We start from the raw sequence: 19,849 nt of genomic DNA on the forward strand, positions 1-19,849 counted from the left end.
ATCCGCAGGAGAAGTCATGAAGAAAGTGCTTGTAGCAGGCGGTGCCGGTTTTCTCGGATCACATTTGTGCGATAGACTTTTAAATCGCAGCGACATCGAAAAGCTCATCGTTGTCGACAATCTTTGGACTGGACTTGAGGCCAATATTCTCCATATCCGGGACCCTCGCTTCCAGTTTGTAAGATCCGATGTTGAAAACCTTCAGACTTCGGACAAGTTTGACGAAGTATACCACCTTGCCTCTCCCGCATCGCCGCCGTGGTACATGAGTGAACCCAAGAGGACCATTTCGGCAAATCTCATCGGAGCTTTCCGTCTCCTGGACCTTCTGAAAAAAGGGGGGCGCTTTTGCTTTACGTCTTCTTCAGAGGTCTACGGCGATCCGCTCGTTTCCCCGCAGCCGGAATCCTATAAAGGGCAGGTCGATTGCACCGGGCCTCGCTCGTCCTATGACGAAAGCAAACGCTGCACGGAGTCGTTGCTGTTTGAAATGCAGCGCACGCAGGGGCTGGATGTCAAAATCGTTCGCCCCTTCAACGTGTACGGACCAAGGACGCGACCGGACGACGGCAGGGCGGTCTCCAACTTCGTCTCGCAGGCACTGACGGGCCGCCCCCTTACCGTGTACGGGGATGGTATGCAATCCCGCAGCTGGGGCTACGTCGATGACATTATTGACGGCTTTGCGCGTTATTTCTGGATGAACGACACAGACTACCGGGGGCCGCTCAACGTCGGGAACGATCGGGAGATCTCTGTCCTCGAAGTGGCTCAGTATGTCTCGCGCCTGATGGGCGGAATTCCTATCGTCTTCGAGCCCTCGCCACCGCATGATCCCACGAATAGACGGCCGGATCTGACGAATGCAAACTACGTCATGCCCGAGTGGTCGTGCTCGATCAGCTATGAGGAAGGCGTTTCAAGGACATTGGACTGGTTCAGACAGGAGATGGACATCACTGCGGCGCAGGCGGAATCCCTCCAACTGGCCAAGACAGGACGCTGAACGTATTCCGACCCTGGCACAAAGTGTGGTTATGAGTGGCGCTATACCGCGTGACATGAGGGATAATGTCTTTCCCGTGCCTATCCGATACCTGGATCTTTCATCGGATTGCGTAGGCGCGAATGGCGCGACGATCGGCGCGGGGCTGGTCATCTTCGTTTCCGAAGGCCTTCCAGTCGGTCAGGCTTATCTCACTGCCTCGGAAGACCAAAGTGCGCTGGCTGCGCGCGCCGTACTGCCAGAGTCCATCGAACATGCTCGGAACGTGATGCAGACGCCGATCAGGAACCGCGACGTCAGCCTCTTGATCTGCACCAAGGATCGGCCGGATGAACTGGCCAGATGCCTCGCGTCAATCCCCAGGCAGTCTCTGTCTCCGGTTGAGGTCATCGTCGTCGACAACGCCTCAACCGGCGATGCTACCCGCCGCGCCGTGGAGGCGGCCGGCGCGACCTATGTGCGCGAGAACAGGGTCGGTCTGGATTACGCTCGCAATGCCGCCGTACGCGCGGCAAAGACCGAGTTCCTGGCGTTCACGGATGACGACGTTGTCCTGCACGAACGTTGGCTGGAGAACCTGATGAAGGCCTTTGACCGGCCTGAGATCGGATGCGTTACCGGCCTTGTCCTTCCCGGAGAGCTTTCCACGCCCGCGCAGCTGATATTCGAAACCCATTGGGGATTTGGCAGAGGTTATAAGCGTCAGGACTTCGGTCAGGACTTCTATCGCCAGAGCGCGCCATTCGGGGCGCCTGCCTGGCTGATCGGCGCGGGTGCAAGCCAGGCATTCCGGCGCCAGGTATTCGACGATATCGGATTGTTCGACGTGCGGCTGGATATGGGTGCGGCAGGGTGTTCGGGCGATTCCGAGTTCTGGAATCGGCTTCTCCATCACGGCGGCACTTGCCGCTACGAACCGACGGCAGTTTCCTGGCATTTCCATCGCAAGGAGATGAAAGGGCTCGCCAAACAGATCCGTCAATATATGAGCGGTCATGTGGCGGCTTTGCTGGTCCAGTACCAGAACACCGGAAACCGGGGCAATCTGCGGCGCATCCTCTTTGCCCTGCCCCGGTACTACTTTCGAAAATTGGGGAAACGGCTGCCCGGGGGAGCGACCTCGGACACCTTCTTTCTGAAGGAGGAAATACTGGGATGCCTGAACGGCGCCTGGTATGTGCTTCGCCGCTGGAAGATGCCGGCATGGTAACCGCATCGAAGCCGGACATATCGTTCCTTATCCCCGCCTACAACGCGGCGAAAACGCTGGCCGACTGCCTCGGCAGCTTGCAAAAACAGTCGGCGTCGAACTGGCAGGCGGTGGTCGTCGATGACGGATCGAAAGACGATACCTGGCAAGTGCTCCAGGTCTTTGCGAAAGCGGACAGGCGGATCCTGATCCACCGTCAGCCAAATGCCGGCGCATCCGCAGCGCGTAACGCAGCCGCCGCGTTTGCGACCGCTCCCCTGCTTTGCATGCTTGATGCGGACGACTGGCTGGACCCTGCTTTCATCGAAAACATGCTGCCGGTTGCCGCCGATGGCCAGCAACCGATCATTGCCTATTGCAGCCATCGCCGTGTCACGCCGGACGGCCGGATGCTGCATGTCGAAATACCCCCCGATCTCAAAGGCGACAGAGCAAAGTGGGAATTCTCGTCCTTCTGTGCGCTCGCCATTCATACGGTGGTCTTTCCGCGAGACCTTTTCATCCGGCTGGGCGGTTTGGATGTCGAACTGCAGACTTGCGAGGAATGGGATCTCTGGCTCCGTATGGCGTTTGCAGGAGTTTCGTTCCGGCAGGTCGACGGGTGCCTTGCCTTCTATCGCATGAAGACCGGCTCTCTCTCCAGTGACCCGCTGAAAATGCTGAGGGATGCAGTCCGCGTCACCAACAGGGCGCAAGCGCTATGGTTGAAGGAGGGACATCCACACTCTGATGAGGACGCCCGATGGACGGCGCCTGCTCTCGGTCAACTGCGAATGCTCGCCTGGGTCGCCTCAGTCAACCTCTGTGAGAGAGACGCACTTGCCGCGCTTGCAGAGCTTCTGCCCGAATTTCCCGACGCTTCCGGTTATGAAAACTTCCTGAGTGAAGTGATATTGCACGGATTGAAGATCGGCCTGAAAGTCGTGCGCCCCGCCAATCTCATCGACGTGTTGGAGCGTTGGAAGCCTGCATTCCTCGATCTCGTCCAATTGCTTGAGCGGCACTCCCTGCCCGGCACCGGGCGCAGGGTGGAAGAACTCGTTGTCTGGTCGATCTCGGCGTCCGACATGTCTTGCTCCTTCGCGCTCGGCCATCTGCAGGTGGCCGCCATCGATATCGACAAACTGGCCCGGGTCCCCAAGGTTGACGGGGCCGATACGCTGCTGCTGCACGTCTTTGCTGGAGGGCTCTATATCGGATCGCATGTCGGCCCCTTATGGGGAGATCTCTCCGTTCGTACTCAGATCCGACTTATCGTCGAAGAATTACAGGCCGAAGATCGGCTACCCACGCCTTTAACATTCTCCTTTGCCCGCTCTTGGGCGACCGGAGCCGTTCGCAATATGAGAGCTTTCGGCAAAATTGTCCGACAGCCCAGCGGGCGACGGCGGCAGATCAAGCATCTCTTGAAAAAGGTCCATCTGACCGCACTCGTCGAAACTGCAGCTAGAGGACGAGAGAATAATGACGCGTGCTTGCTGGAGACGGAATCCGACTACCAGAAACGGCGCGCCACCCCTGCCGTCGCGAGGACCGACAAGCCTTCTGAGGTAGGAGGAATACAAACGGCTCCGCCTGAAGCGGCGACAAAAAAGGAATATTGGGAACGTTTTTTCGAGCGCCCGGATCCGTGGAACTACGTATCGGTATATGAACAGGTCAAGTATGAGCAGACGCTGAGCCTCATTCCGAATGGGGTCGCAAAGGCCCTGGAGCTTGCCTGCGCGGAAGGGCTGTTCACGGTAAAGCTTGCGCAAAAAGTAGGCTTCGTGACGGCTGCCGACATTTCCAGCCGCGCCGTTGAAAGGGCAGCCGAGAGATGCCGGGATCTTCCAAACGTGGAGCTTCGCGTCCTGGATTTCGTCGAAAACGAACTTCCGCCCGAACAGGATCTGATTGTCTGTTCGGAGGTCCTCTACTTCATGGATGACGAGGCAAGTCTGGAACAGGTGTGCGGGAAAATCGCGGCCGCCTTGAAACCGGGCGGTTACCTTGTCACGGCCCACGCCCATCTCCGGCGCGACGAGCCTGGCAGAACCGGGTTCGACTGGAACAATCCGTTTGGCATGGGCACGATCAAAAAGGTCCTGTCAAACCTGCCTGATCTAATACTGGAGGAAACGATCGAGACCGAGCTTTATGCCGTTCATCGGTTCGCAAAGCGCAATACGGCAGTCCCAGTCGTGCATATCGAGCCCCATGGTGTGCCTCTCGATACAGACGTCGCCAAATACATTATCTGGGGGCCGGCCGGCGTCGATCGCGAGGCCGCAAGGGCAAATGAGGTCGTGACCTCGGTTCCGGTACTCATGTATCACAGAATCGCGCTCGACGGGCCGGACCCGCTCCGCCGTTTTCGGGTGATGCCGGATGACTTCCGCAAGCAGATGCAGTTCCTCCGGCGGCAGGGCTATTATGCGCTGAGCGCCGAGAGCCTGACCAACCTGTTGCGTGACGGCAAACCCATCAAGGGGCGACCCTTCGTTCTGACCTTTGACGACGCCTATCTCGATTTTCTCACCGATGCCTTTCCGATTCTGGCCGAAAGCGGGTTCAGCGCGGACGTCTTTGTGGTGACGGATAAGGTGGGCGGCAGGTCGGAATGGGATGCCGGTTATGGGGATACGGCACCGCTGATGTCCTGGGCCGATATAAAGAGCCTGCACCGGCAAGGAATCGGTTTCGGGTCTCATCTCGCGTCTCACAGGCCGGCAAGTTCGCTGGACAATGCTACATTGTTGAATGAAGCGGTTCTTTCGCGCGATGCGCTGGAAAGCCGGCTGGGCGAGGCCGTGAGGTCCATCGCGCTACCTTTCGGTTCCACCGACTTCCGCGTTCCTGGCATTCTTGCTCAAGCGGGCTACGAGACCGGCTTTTCAACAAAGCCAGCAAGGACGAGCTTTTCGGACCATCCCTTATCCCTGCCACGCCTTGAAGTTCGTGGCGACCGTCCTCTCCAGGCCTTTGCGGAACTGATGGGCCAACCCGACGCCTTCATTGGATAGCGCACCATGAACGTCGATCCGCCCCTCTTGGTCACCGTTGTTATTCCTGCCTACAACGCCGCGAAAACACTTGCGAATACTCTTCGCAGCGTATCGAACCAGACCCATGGACACCTCGAAATCCTTGTGGTTGACGATGGTTCGCAGGACGGAACCTACGAACTGGCAAACGAATATCGCCTTCAAGATCCACGCATCAGGGTCCTGAGACAGGAAAACGGCGGCGTGGCTCGCGCCCGCAACCTGGCAATCCGCGAAGCAGCCGGCAGCTATATTGCCCCGATCGATGCCGACGATCTCTGGCATCCCTGCAAGATCGAATTGCAACTCCGAGCGCTCGCAAGCCTCCCCGACGGGCATGGGGTCGCCTACAACTGGTACGCGGCCATCGATGTGAACGACGTGATTTTCGCCCATTCGAAACCCGTGCTGTACAAGGGCGACGTCTTCGAAATCATGGTTCGGGAGAATTTTATCGGCAACGGCAGCACGCCGCTCATGCCGCGTTCGGATGTCCTGGCATGCGGTGGCTACGATCCGTCGCTACGCGATCAAAACGCTGAGGGATGCGAGGACCATAAGCTTTATCTGGCGCTCGCCGAAAGGCTGCGCTTCGTTCCGGTCCCAGATTTTCTGACAGGATACCGTTTTGTTCAGGGGAACATGTCGAGCAACGCCTATCGCATGCTGAAATCGCATGCCCTGGTGATGGCAGACGTCAAAAAACGTTACCCGCATCTTGCTGCCGCCGCCACTATCGCGGAATACGACACCGCACGATGGTACTTTCGCAAGGCGTTGTCCAGTAAGGACCATGGTCAGATCAAAAAGCTGGCGCCGATGATTGTAAGGCGGTTCTCCCTGCGGCTCGTCATCCATGGTGTTCGTCTAATCTGGAGGTCAGCGAAAAGCCGGGCACGACGATTGGCAAATCGACTGCCAGGACGCATGACCGGAAAGCCGCCAGCTCCGCCGATAGCGGAAGCCATGGCAGTTTTCGCTTTCCCGAAGAATGGCACGTCATTCCGTGACAGTTTTGAAGCGGCAGCTGATCAGACTGGCGTGTTCATCAAACCGCATGTGGGTGGCGCATGACGGCCGTGCGAAAACCGGTGACCGCCAAGCCAACAGGAGCCTTCAATCTGGTCGTGGCAGCTCGTTTCCGCGAGCTTCTGAAACTCGTTCCTTCGCTTCGGCTGAAGACTTCGGTAATGATCGTAACCGGCATTCTCGGCGGTCTGATGGAAATGGTGGGCGTCACTCTCCTGGTGAGCCTCGTTTTTCTTCTCGGCCAGCAGGGCTCTCCTTCCAGCGCTACAATCGCCGGGCTTCCCGCATTTTTCGGCGGGTTCGAAGCCGCGATATCGAAGTCGATGCTGGCCGCCATCCTCGTTTGCGCGATCATCCTCAGGATTGCTCTGGGTTTTACCAATTCGATCATCGCGAGCATCGTCAGCCAGCAAATCAGCGGCAACATCCGTTACCGTCTTTATTCAAAAGTCCTGACGATCCCATTTCAGCGCTTTCAGCATTACGAGCGCAGCGACCTCATGAATGTAATAGCAACCGAGTCACATGCGGTCGCTTCGGCTCACGCGAGCCTGGTTCGGCTCGGAATCAATCTCGGGACCATCTTCATTTTCGGGACCGGAATGCTCGTGATGGCATGGCCGATCGCCGTGCTCGGGCTCATTTTCGGCGTCATCCATAACCTGACCCTCGGCCTGTTTGCCGAGACCTACAGGCGTATCGGTGTCTCCGCGCTTGCGGCGATGGAAGATTTGACGCAACTAACCTGGACCACGTTGCAGACCTTGAAGGCAGTGAAAAGCTTTGGTCTGGAAAAGCGCCATGAGACTATCTTCGATGCCCTTTCCACGGATGCCGGCAAAACCTGGTCCCGCTCCGACCGAATGGGTGCGGCGACGTCGCTTCTGAGCGAGGCGCTGACGTTCGGCGTGATCCTGACAATTATTCTGTCTTCCCAATTTCTACCGGTAGACTTCCGCGCGGCATTGTCGGCCACCATTCTTCTTTACAGGCTTCAACCGTATATCAAGGAGTTTGATTCCCAGATCCTTGCCCTGCATGGCATGGAAGCCTCCTTGCAGAACGTTCTGGCGATCATTTCCGAAGCAGACGATGCCAGGCAAGTTGTCTGCGGAGAAAGGCTCAACCAACTACCGAAGGAGATCGTTTTTCAAGATGTCTCCTTCTCTTATGAAGGCAGCAGTGTTCCCGCTGTCAGCCATGTCAGCTTCGCCATCAGGATAGGAGAGACGACCGCGCTGACGGGGCCGAGCGGCTCCGGCAAGACGACGATCCTCAACATGCTTCTTGATCTCATCCAGCCGAGCAAAGGCCGCATAACCATCGACGGCAAGGATCTTTCGGCCATCGAACGATCGAGCTGGCTGCGGCTACTCTCAGTCTCGGGCCAGGATGTCGAATTGATGGAGGGTACGGTCCTCGACAACATCCGGTTCCGCCGCGAAATTTCTGAAGAGGATGTCCGTCGGGCCGCCGATCTGGCTTGCGCTACGGAGTTCATCGAGAAACTGCCTTCCGGCTTCGATGAATGGTTGGGCGATGAGGCGATAAGGCTTTCGGGCGGCCAGCGGCAGCGCATTGGCCTGGCGCGTGCGCTGGCCGGGCGGCCGGAGATACTGCTCCTGGACGAAGCCACCAATGCGCTCGACGAGGCGACTGAGGCGCGGGTGCTTTCCCTTCTGCTTAGAGAATATCAGGGCCGAACACTTGTTATCGTCAGTCATCGATCGTCGGTCGCCAGCCTCATGAAACAACAGATCTGCCTGGTTCCGGCAGTGGTATAAGGAATAATCTATGAATCGAGGAGACGCTCTTTATACTGCTCAGCCTTTGGTTTCAGTAGTCATCCCGGCTTTTAACGCTTCCATCTATATCGAGCGCACGCTTCGATCCGCTATGCGCCAGACCTATACGGCGTTAGAGATCATTGTTGTTAATGACGGCTCCACGGACGACACGGCGAAACTGGTCGAGCAGATAGCGATAACGGATTCACGGATTCGCCTCCTTACCACCCCAAATCGCGGTGTGGCTGCTGCAAGGAATACTGGGATCGATGCATCATCAGGCCCATTCGTGGCATTTCTTGACGCCGACGATCTCTGGCACCCGACGAAAATCGAGAAGCAGGTAAACGCTCTCACCCGCTTATCCCCGCGATGGGCTGCGGTCTACGCGCTGCATTATATCATCGACGAGAACGACGACATCATCCGGCCTGGTACATCCGATATCGCAAGGGGCTATATTTACGCCCGACATTTGAATTTCAAATATATCGGCAACGGAAGTGCGCTTCTCGTCCGACGGGACGTTGCGCTTGAGATAGGCGGGTTTGATAGCTCATACGCGCAAGCCGATATTGGCGGCTGCGAAGACCTTGATTTCGAACTTAAACTTGCCGCGCGCTATTACATGGAGGCCATTCCCGAACGCCTGGTGGGTTATCGGAAATATCCCGGCAATATGTCCTCCAACTACGCGCGAATGGGCCAAGGCGTTTTGGAAGTAATCAAGCGCTCGATCGCCGCAAATCCGCAGCTTCCTAGCTATGCAGCCGAAAGCGCCATCGCGCTTACTCAAAGATGGGCGTTCCGGCAGTATAGAAAGGCGAGGAACCTGCGCCTTTCAATCGCGGCCGCTTGGGCGATTATTAAAAACCCGCGTAGTTTTCTCGATTTCCTATGGCACACCAGCCTGCGGATCATAAAGCGACTCCGTGCTGCACCCAAACCTGGAATGGTGCGTGGCAAGCAGCAATTGCACCAATCGAAATTCGACGAGAAAATTATCCTTTCGCCCATTAGGTCCCCTGAAGGGGATGCGCGGTCACCACATCTTCTAATGCGATTGACCGCGACGGATATCGAGCTGAGTTCAATCTATGAGAACGATGAGAGGCCAGACCTCCCCAGTAGTGAAAGTCGCCATAAGATCGCGTAACCTCTAATGCCCATCGGGCGAAACATCGGCTTTGGACGTGACCTCAGCGATGTTCTTGCGATGGAAGATGAAGAGGCCAGCGAGAACGATAATGACGGAGCCGATCAGAATCTGCCTGTCCGGCAATTCGCCGAAGAAAATATAGCCAAGCACGATTGCCCAGAGCAACAGGCTGTATTGGAGCGGCGCAAGCAGGGAAGCCGGGGCAAGTTTCAGCGCGCGTGTGATCATCAAATGAGCGCTGCCCGCGACGATGCCGAGTGCCAGCATCGCGACGAAGTCGAGGGCGGACATGGCGCGCCAGTCGCCCAGGCTTAAGATTAGACCGGTGACGAGGGCGCCTACCGTCTGCCATGTCACGAGAATCGCATCGTTCGTTTGCCGCAGCCGGCGGCCGAGGATCAGTGTCAGCGCAAAGGAAAGGCTGCCGATCAGGCCGAAGATCGACGGCCAGGATAGCATCGCCGTCGAGGGTCTGAGCGCTATCACGACGCCGATAAAGCCTGTGATAACGGCGAGCCAGCGGCGCCAGCCGATCGTTTCGCCGAGGAAGAAGTGCGAAAGAGCGGCCACATAGATGGGACCCGCCATATAGAAAGTCATCACGTCGGCGAGCGGAAGGTAGGCGACTGCGGCGTAGAAAAACGCGACATCCCCTGTCGTCAGGATCACCCGCAGGATCTGCAGGGGCACGCGCTCGACCTGAAATAGCGAGCGCGGTCCTTGCCCGGCAATCATCGGCGCAAGGATCAGAAAGGAGCCTACCGAACGGATTACCAAGACCTGACCGACCGCAAAGCTCGCCACCAGCCATTTCCCCATGGCGTCGTTGAGCGAAAACAGGAAATCGCCGAGAAGCATCAGCAGCACGCCGAGGAGTACCGAGTTTTCCGCGGTGCGGCTGATGCGCAAATTCATGATTCGTCCCAATTGGTTAGGCTTTCCGTCTGCCATAGAACTTCATCCTGGCGCCGTCGATTGCTGGCAAACGATTTTCATGACGGATCCTTATCATTCTGGATGAATTCGATGCATGTCCGATGCCGTCAACTGCATCGATCGCAGCGACGCAGCCATTAAAGTGATACTTTAAGAACCAGTGGAACAACCCATATCAATTGTCGTGGCGATCACATTGAAAAGACAGCACACTTCTCCCCTTCCCCACGTGATTATCCTGTGGCAATGGTGATACTCGAACTCCATAAAGACACCATGAAAGCGATTTCAGGCACCAATCTCGAGCAGGCCAAGTCACACAACCGGCGTGTCGTGATTGAGGCTATCCGTACCAACGGTCCGCTGTCGCGCGCCGCGATCGCCCGCATGACCGCGCTGACGGCGCAGACGGTATCGAACATAGTCGAGGAACTGCAGCGCTCTCACCTGCTCGTGCCGGCGAAAGCGCAGAAGCTTGCGCGTGGCCAGCCGATCATTCCCTATTCGATCAACCCACACGGGGCCTATTCCATCGGCATCGAACTTGGCAGCCAGCGCGCCAGTGGTGTGCTGACCGATCTCTCGGGCGCCGTCTGTGCACGCATCGAACGCCATGTCGAACATCCCGATCCCGAGCGGGCGATGCCTGTCCTCGGTTCCATTGTCGAGGATCTGCAGGAAGCCTTCTCCTTCGATCGCAACAGGCTGCTCGGTGTCGGCATGGCCCTGCCCGGTCGCTATGCGGAGGGAGGGGTCACGTCGCTCAGCCCGCAGAACCTGCCCGGTTGGCAGGACTTCCCCGTCGGCTACGAGCTGGAACGGCGCGTCAGGATGCCGGTGCTTGTCGAGAACGATGCAACGGCGGCTGCCATCGGCGAGCGCCTGCATGGTGTTGCCCGCGGCTTCAGCAGCTTCGTCTATCTCTTCCTTGCGGGCGGCGGCGGCATCGGCGCCGGCATGTTTCTCGACGGGCACCTCTACAAGGGCAGCCGGCAGAATGCCGGCGAGATCGGCCACATCATCGTCGAGCCGCATGGCCGGCTCTGCAGCTGCGGCAAGCGCGGCTGTCTCGACCGCTACGTGTCGCCGACTGTCGCCTATGAATTCATGGGCATTGCGAATGCCGAAGAGCTTTTGCCGGATGAACTCGAGGCGCTGATCGCCAGAGGCGGCGAAGGTCTGGATGCCTGGCTGGATCAGGCGGTCCAGCCGCTGCGGCAGACCGTCGATTTTCTGGAACTGGCCTTCGATCCACAGACTATCGTGCTCGGAGGAAGCATATCTACATCGCTGATGCAGCGGCTCGCCGGGCGGCTGGAGCCGCTGCACATTCCGGTCGATCCCAATCAGAAGCGGACGGTACCCCGCGTCATGATCGGCATGACCGGCAAGGATACGGCGATCCTCGGCGCCGCGGCCCTGCCGATCTTTTCCGAGACCAATCCACGCTTCGACGTTCTGCAAAAGCCGCTCGGCTAGAAGATTGCCGACGCCGGCCCTCATCTGCCTGCCGGCATCCTTGCGTCTGCCTGCGGCGAGCGACGGGCCAGAGGCCGCGCAAAGATGACCACGTTCCCGAGAAGCGTCAGCGCTAGGCCGATCAGGCCTAGACCGCTCCAGTGGTAGCCCTCGAAGACCGTCGACAACGACAGGGCGACGATCGGGAACAGGACGGTGGCATAGGCCGCGCGTGAGGAGCCGATGCGCGACACCAGCATCAGATAGGTGGTGAAGCCGATCACCGATCCGATTGCCGCGAGATAGAGCAGAGCGGCAAGATAGGTGATGTCAGGCGGCGCCACGATCGGCGTTTGCGTCACGGCAATCAGGAAGAGGAGGACGATCGTGCCATAGGCCATGCCCCAGGCATTGGCGGTCAGCGGTGAGATTCCGACTGCGCTGTTTCGACGCGATGCCATGTTGCCCAGCGAGAAGAACAGCGTGCCCAGCGCTGCGAGCCCGATCCCTTTCAACGTGCCCATATCGAAATCGACGACGACGTCCTGTCCGAAAAGCAGGAGGAGGCCGGTTGCTCCGAGCGCCGCTGCGAGAAGCGTGCGGCCTGTAATGCGGTCGCCGAAAAAGAGGCGCGCATTGACCGCATTGTAGATCGTTGCGAGCGAGAAGATCACGGAGATTAACCCGGACGGAATAGAGGCGGCGGCGTTGTAAAAACAAATGAAGTTGAGGCTAAAGAGGCAGAGCGCTTGCGCAAGGATGAAAGGTTGATCGCGCAAGGCAGGGAGCTTGAGCCGCCGCATGACAGCCAGGACGGCGATGAGGATCGCTGCTGCGACCGCAAATCTGTAAAAGACCGAGACCAAGACCGGCACCGGACCGACCTGCATCGCAATGGCGATCCAAGTCGTCCCCCATATGAGAACGGTCGCGATGAAGAGAGCGGCATTTGCCATAGAGTGATCCTCGTTTTCTCGACGAGTAGGCGAACCGTGAGCAGGTCTCTTGCAGATTCTTGCTATGAAATCGATTTGCCCGGACTTCCTGCTCGCCATGGGGGCCGTCCATCAGTATTGTTCGCAAGGCGTGGCCAGGTGTGGGAAAGAATTGTTGAAAGATAGCCGCCTCTCGGTTTTCAGGTTTTTGTCGGCATCTCCCAATGCGCGGATGTCACAGGCCATCGATTTGGGTTTCGGGCGATCAGCTGCCGTCTGGAGCAATGCGCAGGACAGGATGAGCTACGAGCGGCCGAACGGTCATACGTTCAGTCTTTATCTCAAGGGTGGCGCCGGAACGCGTCGTCTGGATGGCAGCTTCAGCGCGCGCGGCCGTCCGGGAGCGCTGTGCATCATGCCACAGGGACACTCGTCCGAATGGGAAATCACCGACTTCTTCGAATTCGTTCATCTCTATGTCCCCGACGATCAGATGCGCCGGATGTTTGCTGAGACGTTTGACCGCGATGCTCGTCTCATGACCGTTCCGGAAGTGACCTTTGCAGATGCACCCGCCTTGGCGCACACGCTTCGGCAGATGACGAAAGCGATGTCGGCGGGCGGTCATCTGCTGGCTGAAGAAGCGATGACGCAGGCGATCATCGATTTCTTCGTCGATCCGCGTTATGGAGGGATGCGTTCCTGCGTGATCAGCGGCGGGCTCGCTCCTCATGTGCGGCGCCGGAGCCTGGAGTATATCGAGGCCCATCTCGATGAGACAATCCGCTTGCAGGATCTGGCTGCGATCGGGCAGCTCAGTGCGTTTCATTTTCAGCGGATGTTTCGGGCAAGCTACGGTGTATCCCCGCATGGCTGGGTAGCCCACCGGCGTGTCGAGCGCGCCAAATCGATGTTGCGCGGCCCGGATCCAATCGCGCAGATCGCTTCGGCCTGCGGCTTCAGCAGCCAGAGCCACATGACACGGGCATTTAAGTTGGGCACAGGCGTCACACCTTCTGCCTACCGGCAACGGCAGTGAGGCCCCTGCACTCGACAAACCTTTGTTCGCTGCGGGCGGGAACGGGAGGGAGTTGCCATCACCGTCTCCGGTGATGGCAAAAAAGGTCCCAATCCTAACCCGAGCTTACCACTGCTGCAGCCCGTAGAGCAGCGGCATCAGCCCTGCGAGCGCCCTAAAACGCTCCCACGACTTGGACGATGGTTTCGTCCAGCCCGTTTCGGCAAGCGCAGACAGGCGCGGAAAGACGAGCCGGTCGAAGACGGCGCGATCGGTCATCGGTTCCGACCAGATGCAGGCCTGAATGCCGCGAAGCTTCTGCTTCTGCGTTTCCGTCCAGCCGCCGACAGGATCGAAGGTGTAGAGCTTCTCGGCATCCGACGTGCCGGCCCAGCTGGCGCCCGGCTCGTCCCAGTCGGGCCGCAGCGCCATGTCGAGATAGTAGACCTGCCCCGGGCAGACGACGATCTCATAACCGCGGTTGGCAAGTTCGGCGGCGACTTCGACATTGCGCCAGCTGCAGAGATAGCTCTTCGATTTGTCGATGACATCGCCATGCGCCGCTTCTTCCCAGCCGCCGGTGATGCAGCCCTTCGAGGCGAGGAAACTTTGAATGCGCTTCAGGAATTCCGCTTGCAGAATAGCCGCACCCGAGCCGTGGATATCGTCAGCACCATGCGTGTTGGTGATCACGTTCAAGCGCTTGGCATGCGCATCGGCAACCTCATTGCCGGCGAGCGAACGCAGCTTTTCGAGCGCCTCCGGCGAGCCTGACCATGCGCCGAGCGGCACTTCGTCGGCGCCGATATGGATGGTCTTGAAGGGGAAAAGCTCGATGAGTTCCGAAAAGATCGTTTCGATGACCTCATAGGTCTTTCCGCGGGCAGGATTGATGCAATTGTCCGGGAAGCCCTGAACCGAATAGTAGCTGCCGGCTTCCTGCGGATCGCGCAGTTCCGGTATGGCCTGCAGCATGGCGTAGCAATGGCCGGGTATATCGATCTCCGGCACGATGTCGATGCCGAGCCTTTGCGCGTAGGCGACAATTTCGCGAATGGCAGCCTTGGTATAATAGCCGCCGGTGCGGGCCGGGCTGGAGCCGAGCAGCGGCGGCAGAGCAAGGCCGTGACCGCGCCACGCGCCGATTTCGGTCAGCGCCGGATAGGCATCGATTTCGACGCGCCAGGCTTCGTCATCGGAGAGGTGCCAATGGAAACGGTTGAGCTTGTTCCAGGCCAGCACCGCCATCAGCTTCTTGATTTCGGCCTCGCCATAGAACTGGCGGGCGACATCGAGATGCAACCCGCGCCAGCCCATTGACGGTTCATCCACGATCTCGCCCGAGGCGGGGAACTGGAAGGTTCTTGGGTGCAGGCGCGCACCGCGCCAGATCTGCCCGAGCGTCACCAGGCCGTAGAGGAAGCCGGCGCGACTGCTCGCCTCAACGGTGATCGCCTCGCCTTCGAAGCTCAGCCGATAGGCTTCCGGGCCGAAACCGGCAGTCTTGTTCAATCTGACGGTTGAAGCACCTTCCGCTGCAGTGCGGATGATGCCTTCGACAGCAAAGAGATGGTCGACCAGTGCCTTAAAGCTGTCGGCAGCCGCTTTTGCGTCCGGATCGTCGGCCTGGAGCGAAAACCCTGCCGGCAAGGGCTGACGAGAACCGACGGCCACGTGGTTCGGCCAGGGAATAATCGAAACTTGAACGGGCGCAGTGGCAGGTACCGGAAAGATCTCCGCGCCACGCTTCAATGGTGCATTGCTGGCGGAAGACCGCGTCGGCTCGAGCCCAAGCGAGACTGTGCTGCCGTCAGCAAAGGCCAGATAGGCGCTCGTTGCACCATCCGTCCAATGACGGAACTGCCAACTCAATGCATGGACGGAAATCCTCCAGGTCTCGCCCCTATCGAGAACGAAGCCTTCCGGAGGATGAAATTGGGTGAAATTCGACAGCCGTCTGGAAACCGTCGCACCCTCGACGCGACCGGCGGGATCGATCCGCCCAGGCCCGCTGACACAGAGTGAGAAGCCGGACAGCGGTTCGGCATTGAGGTTCTTGAGCTGCAGGACATAGGAAAAATCCTTGCCCTCGGCCGGCGGGTTCCAGACTGTTTCGAGTCGCAGGGCATGAGGTCGCGGTGTGGACATGATCGTTTCTTTCCTATTCGTATTGTCGAAATCAGCTCTTCAGCATGCCGGCATAAATGCCGGGGGTGGAATCAGGGATGGGAATGGCATTGACGGCTTTTTCGTAGAAGGCGGACGGACCGACATCGCCGATGATCGCATAGCCGTAGCCCATGGTTTTCAGGTCATTGAGGCTGGCAAAGAGCAGCGCCCGACCGATGCCAAGCCCACGAAGGCTTTCGTCCACGCCTGTCGGCCCGAAGAAGTCGGGTGCGGTCGCCTCGTGGCAGGAAAAGCCGACGAGCTTGCCTTCGCGCGTGGCGATGAAACAGGTCGGCGGCTGGCGCGTCATCGCAACCGTTGCCTCGCCTGCCCAGGCTTCGCCGAAATGCTCGTCGATCCAGCGGATGATCAGCTTTAGTTCAGGCGGCAGTGCCCGGCGGATGGTGACGCCTGCCTTTGCCATGGCGTCGGGTGACTTTTTGTCCTGCGGAAGGGTCGACAAGTTGACGAGATAATCCATGAAGACGTCCTGTTTAGCTCTGCGCACCGAGGGTGCGCATGAAATGATTGGGACCGATCTTATCGATGACGGTGGATTCCGGGCGGCTGAGTGACCGGACGCGCTCGGCCTGTTCGAGGAAGCGCGCGCTGCCGCCGGTCACGAAGGGCCGTCCGCCGTCAGGCACTGCAGAAAGCAGCAGCTGGGTATAGGGATGACGCGGACTGGAGAGCACCGTTTCGGTATCGCCCCATTCGACCATCTGGCCGGCAAACATCACGACGATCTCCTCGGCCACGTGGGCCGCCGTCGCAATATCGTGGGTGATGTAAAGCATCGCCAGCTCGTTCTCCTGCTTCACCCGGGCGAGCAGATCAAGGATGTCCTTGCGGATGGAAACGTCGAGCATCGAGGTCGGCTCGTCGGCAACCAGCACACTCGGCGCCACCGCAAGCGCGCGGGCAATATTGACGCGCTGACGCTGGCCGCCCGACAGTTCATGCGGAAACTTCTGCATCGAAACGGCCGGATCCAGGCCGACGCTTTCCAGCAATCCCGTAATGCCATTCTGAAGGCCGGTCCGCGACGTGTTCTGGCTATGAAGCTGCAGCGGCCGGGACAGATGATGGCTGACGGTGAAGGCAGGGTTGAGCGACGAGAACGGATCCTGAAAGACCATCTGCACGTCCCTGCGATAAAGACGCTCGTCCTTTGCCGTCCCCTGGGCCGTCAGATCCTGCCCATGAAAGAACAGCTTGCCGCCGGTCGGCCTGTCGAGACGCGCGATGATGCGGGCGCAGGTCGTCTTGCCGCAGCCGGATTCGCCGACAAGTGCCAGCGCACGGCCGGGAAAGAGCGAGAAGGAGACACCTTTCAGCGCATGCACCGGGCCGAACTGGCGCCTGATCTCCTCAAGCCGTATGACGGCTCCGGCCGGGGACGGATGTGCCTCGGACTTCATGCCAATGCTCCTGAAAGATGAGGCCTGCTCGGAAGCTGGGGAATGGCGTTCCAAAGCTTGCGCGTGTAGTCGTGGAGCGGCGCCTGGCTGACCTGCCTGACATCGCCGACTTCGACGAGTTCGCCCTTCAGCATGACGCCGATACGCTGGCAAAGCTGCGCCATCAGATGCAGGTCGTGGGTGATGAACAGCACCGAGAAACCGTAAGTCCGCTGGAGATCGACAACCTGCTCGAGGATCTCGCGCTGCACGACGACATCGAGCGCCGTCGTCGGCTCGTCCATGATGATGAGCTCCGGTCTCAGCGCCAGGCAGATAGCAATGACGATGCGCTGGCGCATGCCGCCGGAAAACTGATGCGGATAGTCGCTGATGCGCTGGGGCGGGATGCCGACGAGCCGGAACATCTCCTCGCCCCGCGCCCGTGACTCCTGGCGCGAGCAGCCCGTGTGCCGGTAGAGCACATCGTGGAACTGTGCCTCAACGCGCATCAAAGGATTGAGCGAGTTCATGGCGCTCTGAAAGACCATGCCGATACGCTTCCAGCGGATGTTCTGCAGCTCCCGCTCCGGCATTTTGAGAAGATCCTGCCCGTCCATTCGGATGCTGCCGCCGCTGATCCAGGCTGGCGCCTTGGAAAGGCGCGTGATGGCATAGGCGATGGTGCTCTTGCCGCAGCCTGATTCACCAGCCAGCCCGAAAATCTCGCCCTTGCCGATATTGAAGGAGACATCCCTGACGGCGCGGAACTCGCCCTTGTCGAGCAGGTAATCGACATTGAGCTTTTCGATTTCCAGCAAATTTCCGCTCATCGGCCTGCCTCTAATTCGCGGTTGCGGGCACGGTTGAGCCGGAACCAGCGCGTCAAGGCCGGCCCGGAGCGAAGCTGCGGATTGGCGATCTCGTCGAAGGTGAAATTGAGCAGTGCAAGACCGAGGCCGGTCACGGCAATGCCGACAGCCGGGACACCGACATCCCACCAGGCGCCGACCATGATCGCCGAAGCGTTCTGGGCATTATAAAGCATGGTGCCCCAGGACACTTTCAGCGGATCGCCGAAGCCGAGATATTCGAGCGTCGTCTGCGCGACGATCGCATAGATGATGCTGCCGACGAGGTTGATACCGATCAGCGGCGTGAGGTTCGGCAGGATCTCCACGAAGATGATCCGCCAGGCTGGCTCGCCGATCATTTTCGATGCAGTGACGAAATCGCGATTGCGCAGCGCCATCGTCTGCGACCGTGTCATGCGGGCACCCCATGGCCACGAGGTCAGGGCGATGATCGTCATGATCGTCATCGGCCCGACCGTGCCGGCAAAAGAGGCAAGCAGGATCAAAAGCGGCATATTCGGAACAACGAGTACCGCGTTCGTTGCGAGATCGAGGGCGGCATCCGTCTTGCCGCCGACATAGCCGGCAACGAGGCCGGTGGCGGTGCCGATCACGGTGATCGCAATGCCCGTTGCAAAACCGACGGTGAGGGAGCTGCGCGCACCCCAGACGAACTGGCGATAGACGTCGCGGCCCATCTTCGTCGTGCCGAGCACATGCTCGATGGACGGAGACTGGTGAGAACGGCCGACACGGGCGCCGGGTTCGCCGGGCGCGATGATCGGTGCAGATAGCGCCATAAGCCAGAGGGCGACAACAATAATGAGGCCGGCGACGGCCTTCTTCTGGCGAAGGATGGATCTCAGCGTGAAGCCCATTACACAGCATCCCGCAGTCTTGGGTCGATAAACCCGTAAATGATGTCGACGAGGAAGTTGGCCCCGAGCGTTGCGAGCGTCATCAGCAGCAGTTGCCCTTGAATGACCGGATAATCGCGGGCAACGCTCGCCGTATAGAGCGTCAAGCCCAGTCCCGGATAGTTGAAGACGATTTCGGTGACGATCGAACCGCCGAAGACGGCGCCGAGCATCAGCGCAAGGTTCGTCAGTACCGGAAGCATGGCATTGCGCGCGCCATAGCCGAACATCACGTTAAGATGGCTGAGACCCTTGGCGCGGGCCATCGTCACATAATCCTCACCGAGGATCGAGATCATCGACGACCGCATGGTCGTCTGGAATTCACCGATCAGGAAAGGCGACAGCGTCAGTACCGGCAGGATGGCGTGCATGAAGACGCTGCCGGCAAAGGTGAAGTCGAACGCAGGATCGAGATTCGGGTCATAGGCGTAACCGACCGGAAACCAGCGCAGCGAAACGCCGAAAACGAAAAGCGTCGTCAGCGCAATAATGACAGGCGGCACCGAGATCATGACGACCGACAGCGGTGAGACGATCGTGTCGAAGCGGCCACCGCGCCGCCATGCCGAGACCGCGCCGAGCACGACGCCGATGCAGAGCGAAAAGATGATGGCGGTCACCACGAGGAAAATGGTCCAGATCGTCGAGCGACCGAGAACCTGGACGACAGTCTGGGGATAGTATTTGACCGAGACGCCGAGATCGAAGGTCGCAAGCCCCTTCAGATAATCGACGAATTGCAGAAGCATCGGTTGATCGACGGCCCCGAAGCGTACCTTGATCGCCTCGACGGCTGCGGGTGTGGCCCGCGGGCCGAGCTGGGCGACCATCGCATCGACGGGTGTCCCCGGCATGAGCCGGGGAAGAATGAAGTTCATCACGATGGCGAACGCCAAGGCGACCGCGTAGACGCCGAGGCGTCGTCCGGAAATACGCATATCC

Annotated in this window: 16 protein-coding genes; 8 read left to right on the top strand and 8 right to left on the bottom strand. The window is 59.1% G+C overall.

Annotated features, from left to right (window positions below; all coding sequences use genetic code 11):
• Positions 1–16 precede the first annotated feature (16 nt).
• From JNB85_RS26090 to JNB85_RS26115, 6 genes are read left to right on the top strand one after another with little or no spacing between them, the layout of a single operon-like run.
• A complete protein-coding gene (locus JNB85_RS26090) occupies positions 17–1,006 on the top strand; it encodes an NAD-dependent epimerase/dehydratase family protein (RefSeq protein WP_220337329.1) in 990 nt (329 codons plus the stop codon).
• Between the two features lie 31 nt (positions 1,007–1,037).
• Positions 1,038–2,216 (top strand): glycosyltransferase family 2 protein, encoded by a 1,179-nt coding sequence (locus JNB85_RS26095; protein ID WP_220337330.1) that lies wholly within the window; start codon positions 1,038–1,040, stop codon positions 2,214–2,216.
• Positions 2,210–5,221, top strand: a complete 3,012-nt coding sequence (locus JNB85_RS26100; protein WP_220337423.1) for a glycosyltransferase — start codon at positions 2,210–2,212, stop codon at positions 5,219–5,221. Before JNB85_RS26095 ends, JNB85_RS26100 begins: the two co-directional genes overlap by 7 nt.
• Before the next feature lie 6 nt (positions 5,222–5,227).
• Positions 5,228–6,316: a glycosyltransferase family 2 protein gene (locus tag JNB85_RS26105; RefSeq protein WP_220337331.1), complete on the top strand. Its 1,089-nt coding sequence runs from the start codon at positions 5,228–5,230 to the stop codon at positions 6,314–6,316.
• Positions 6,313–8,055, top strand: a complete 1,743-nt coding sequence (locus tag JNB85_RS26110; RefSeq protein ID WP_220337332.1) for an ABC transporter ATP-binding protein — start codon at positions 6,313–6,315, stop codon at positions 8,053–8,055. The genes JNB85_RS26105 and JNB85_RS26110 overlap by 4 nt, the downstream gene beginning before the upstream one ends.
• A gap of 10 nt (positions 8,056–8,065) precedes the next feature.
• Positions 8,066–9,214: a glycosyltransferase family 2 protein gene (locus JNB85_RS26115; protein ID WP_220337333.1), complete on the top strand. Its 1,149-nt coding sequence runs from the start codon at positions 8,066–8,068 to the stop codon at positions 9,212–9,214.
• A gap of 3 nt (positions 9,215–9,217) precedes the next feature.
• Here the strand turns inward: JNB85_RS26115 and JNB85_RS26120 are convergent, their stop codons facing one another.
• Positions 9,218–10,132 carry a DMT family transporter gene (locus JNB85_RS26120; RefSeq protein WP_220337334.1) on the bottom strand — a complete coding sequence of 305 codons (915 nt, stop codon included), beginning with the start codon at positions 10,130–10,132 and terminating at the stop codon, positions 9,218–9,220.
• Between the two features lie 297 nt (positions 10,133–10,429).
• On the opposite strand from JNB85_RS26120, the gene JNB85_RS26125 reads away from it, so the two are divergent.
• The gene (locus JNB85_RS26125; RefSeq protein WP_220337335.1) at positions 10,430–11,632 is read left to right on the top strand and encodes an ROK family transcriptional regulator; all 1,203 of its coding nucleotides are present in this window, start codon (positions 10,430–10,432) and stop codon (positions 11,630–11,632) included.
• A 20-nt stretch (positions 11,633–11,652) separates the two neighbouring features.
• Here JNB85_RS26125 and JNB85_RS26130 read toward each other — a convergent pair whose 3' ends face one another.
• The gene (locus tag JNB85_RS26130; protein WP_220337336.1) at positions 11,653–12,567 is read right to left on the bottom strand and encodes a DMT family transporter; all 915 of its coding nucleotides are present in this window, start codon (positions 12,565–12,567) and stop codon (positions 11,653–11,655) included.
• Positions 12,568–12,721: 154 nt separating this feature from the next.
• Between JNB85_RS26130 and JNB85_RS26135 the strand changes: the two genes are divergently transcribed.
• Complete coding sequence (locus tag JNB85_RS26135) at positions 12,722–13,585, top strand: helix-turn-helix domain-containing protein (RefSeq protein WP_476748515.1); 864 nt, start codon at positions 12,722–12,724, stop codon at positions 13,583–13,585.
• A gap of 105 nt (positions 13,586–13,690) precedes the next feature.
• Here the strand turns inward: JNB85_RS26135 and JNB85_RS26140 are convergent, their stop codons facing one another.
• From JNB85_RS26140 to JNB85_RS26165, 6 genes are read right to left on the bottom strand one after another with little or no spacing between them, the layout of a single operon-like run.
• Complete coding sequence (locus tag JNB85_RS26140; protein WP_220337337.1) at positions 13,691–15,712, bottom strand: beta-N-acetylhexosaminidase; 2,022 nt, start codon at positions 15,710–15,712, stop codon at positions 13,691–13,693.
• A 31-nt stretch (positions 15,713–15,743) separates the two neighbouring features.
• Positions 15,744–16,214: a GNAT family N-acetyltransferase gene (locus JNB85_RS26145; RefSeq protein WP_220337338.1), complete on the bottom strand. Its 471-nt coding sequence runs from the start codon at positions 16,212–16,214 to the stop codon at positions 15,744–15,746.
• Positions 16,215–16,227: 13 nt separating this feature from the next.
• The gene (locus JNB85_RS26150) at positions 16,228–17,154 is read right to left on the bottom strand and encodes an ABC transporter ATP-binding protein (RefSeq protein WP_220337339.1); all 927 of its coding nucleotides are present in this window, start codon (positions 17,152–17,154) and stop codon (positions 16,228–16,230) included.
• Positions 17,151–17,966 carry an ABC transporter ATP-binding protein gene (locus JNB85_RS26155; RefSeq protein ID WP_220337340.1) on the bottom strand — a complete coding sequence of 272 codons (816 nt, stop codon included), beginning with the start codon at positions 17,964–17,966 and terminating at the stop codon, positions 17,151–17,153. Before JNB85_RS26155 ends, JNB85_RS26150 begins: the two co-directional genes overlap by 4 nt.
• The gene (locus JNB85_RS26160) at positions 17,963–18,865 is read right to left on the bottom strand and encodes an ABC transporter permease (protein ID WP_220337341.1); all 903 of its coding nucleotides are present in this window, start codon (positions 18,863–18,865) and stop codon (positions 17,963–17,965) included. The genes JNB85_RS26155 and JNB85_RS26160 overlap by 4 nt, the downstream gene beginning before the upstream one ends.
• The gene (locus JNB85_RS26165) at positions 18,865–19,845 is read right to left on the bottom strand and encodes an ABC transporter permease (RefSeq protein ID WP_220337342.1); all 981 of its coding nucleotides are present in this window, start codon (positions 19,843–19,845) and stop codon (positions 18,865–18,867) included. The genes JNB85_RS26160 and JNB85_RS26165 overlap by 1 nt, the downstream gene beginning before the upstream one ends.
• Positions 19,846–19,849 lie beyond the last annotated feature (4 nt).

The organism is Rhizobium mesosinicum (genome assembly GCF_019511345.1).
Lineage (GTDB): Bacteria > Pseudomonadota > Alphaproteobacteria > Rhizobiales > Rhizobiaceae > Rhizobium > Rhizobium mesosinicum.

Coding starts and splice junctions, on each gene's coding strand:
- JNB85_RS26090 (WP_220337329.1), top strand. CDS start 17: ATGAAGAAAGTGCTTGTAGCAGGCGGTGCCGGTTTTCTCGGATCACAT.
- JNB85_RS26095 (WP_220337330.1), top strand. CDS start 1,038: ATGAGTGGCGCTATACCGCGTGACATGAGGGATAATGTCTTTCCCGTG.
- JNB85_RS26100 (WP_220337423.1), top strand. CDS start 2,210: ATGGTAACCGCATCGAAGCCGGACATATCGTTCCTTATCCCCGCCTAC.
- JNB85_RS26105 (WP_220337331.1), top strand. CDS start 5,228: ATGAACGTCGATCCGCCCCTCTTGGTCACCGTTGTTATTCCTGCCTAC.
- JNB85_RS26110 (WP_220337332.1), top strand. CDS start 6,313: ATGACGGCCGTGCGAAAACCGGTGACCGCCAAGCCAACAGGAGCCTTC.
- JNB85_RS26115 (WP_220337333.1), top strand. CDS start 8,066: ATGAATCGAGGAGACGCTCTTTATACTGCTCAGCCTTTGGTTTCAGTA.
- JNB85_RS26120 (WP_220337334.1), bottom strand. CDS start 10,132: ATGAATTTGCGCATCAGCCGCACCGCGGAAAACTCGGTACTCCTCGGC.
- JNB85_RS26125 (WP_220337335.1), top strand. CDS start 10,430: ATGAAAGCGATTTCAGGCACCAATCTCGAGCAGGCCAAGTCACACAAC.
- JNB85_RS26130 (WP_220337336.1), bottom strand. CDS start 12,567: ATGGCAAATGCCGCTCTCTTCATCGCGACCGTTCTCATATGGGGGACG.
- JNB85_RS26140 (WP_220337337.1), bottom strand. CDS start 15,712: ATGTCCACACCGCGACCTCATGCCCTGCGACTCGAAACAGTCTGGAAC.
- JNB85_RS26145 (WP_220337338.1), bottom strand. CDS start 16,214: ATGGATTATCTCGTCAACTTGTCGACCCTTCCGCAGGACAAAAAGTCA.
- JNB85_RS26150 (WP_220337339.1), bottom strand. CDS start 17,154: ATGAAGTCCGAGGCACATCCGTCCCCGGCCGGAGCCGTCATACGGCTT.
- JNB85_RS26155 (WP_220337340.1), bottom strand. CDS start 17,966: ATGAGCGGAAATTTGCTGGAAATCGAAAAGCTCAATGTCGATTACCTG.
- JNB85_RS26160 (WP_220337341.1), bottom strand. CDS start 18,865: ATGGGCTTCACGCTGAGATCCATCCTTCGCCAGAAGAAGGCCGTCGCC.
- JNB85_RS26165 (WP_220337342.1), bottom strand. CDS start 19,845: ATGCGTATTTCCGGACGACGCCTCGGCGTCTACGCGGTCGCCTTGGCG.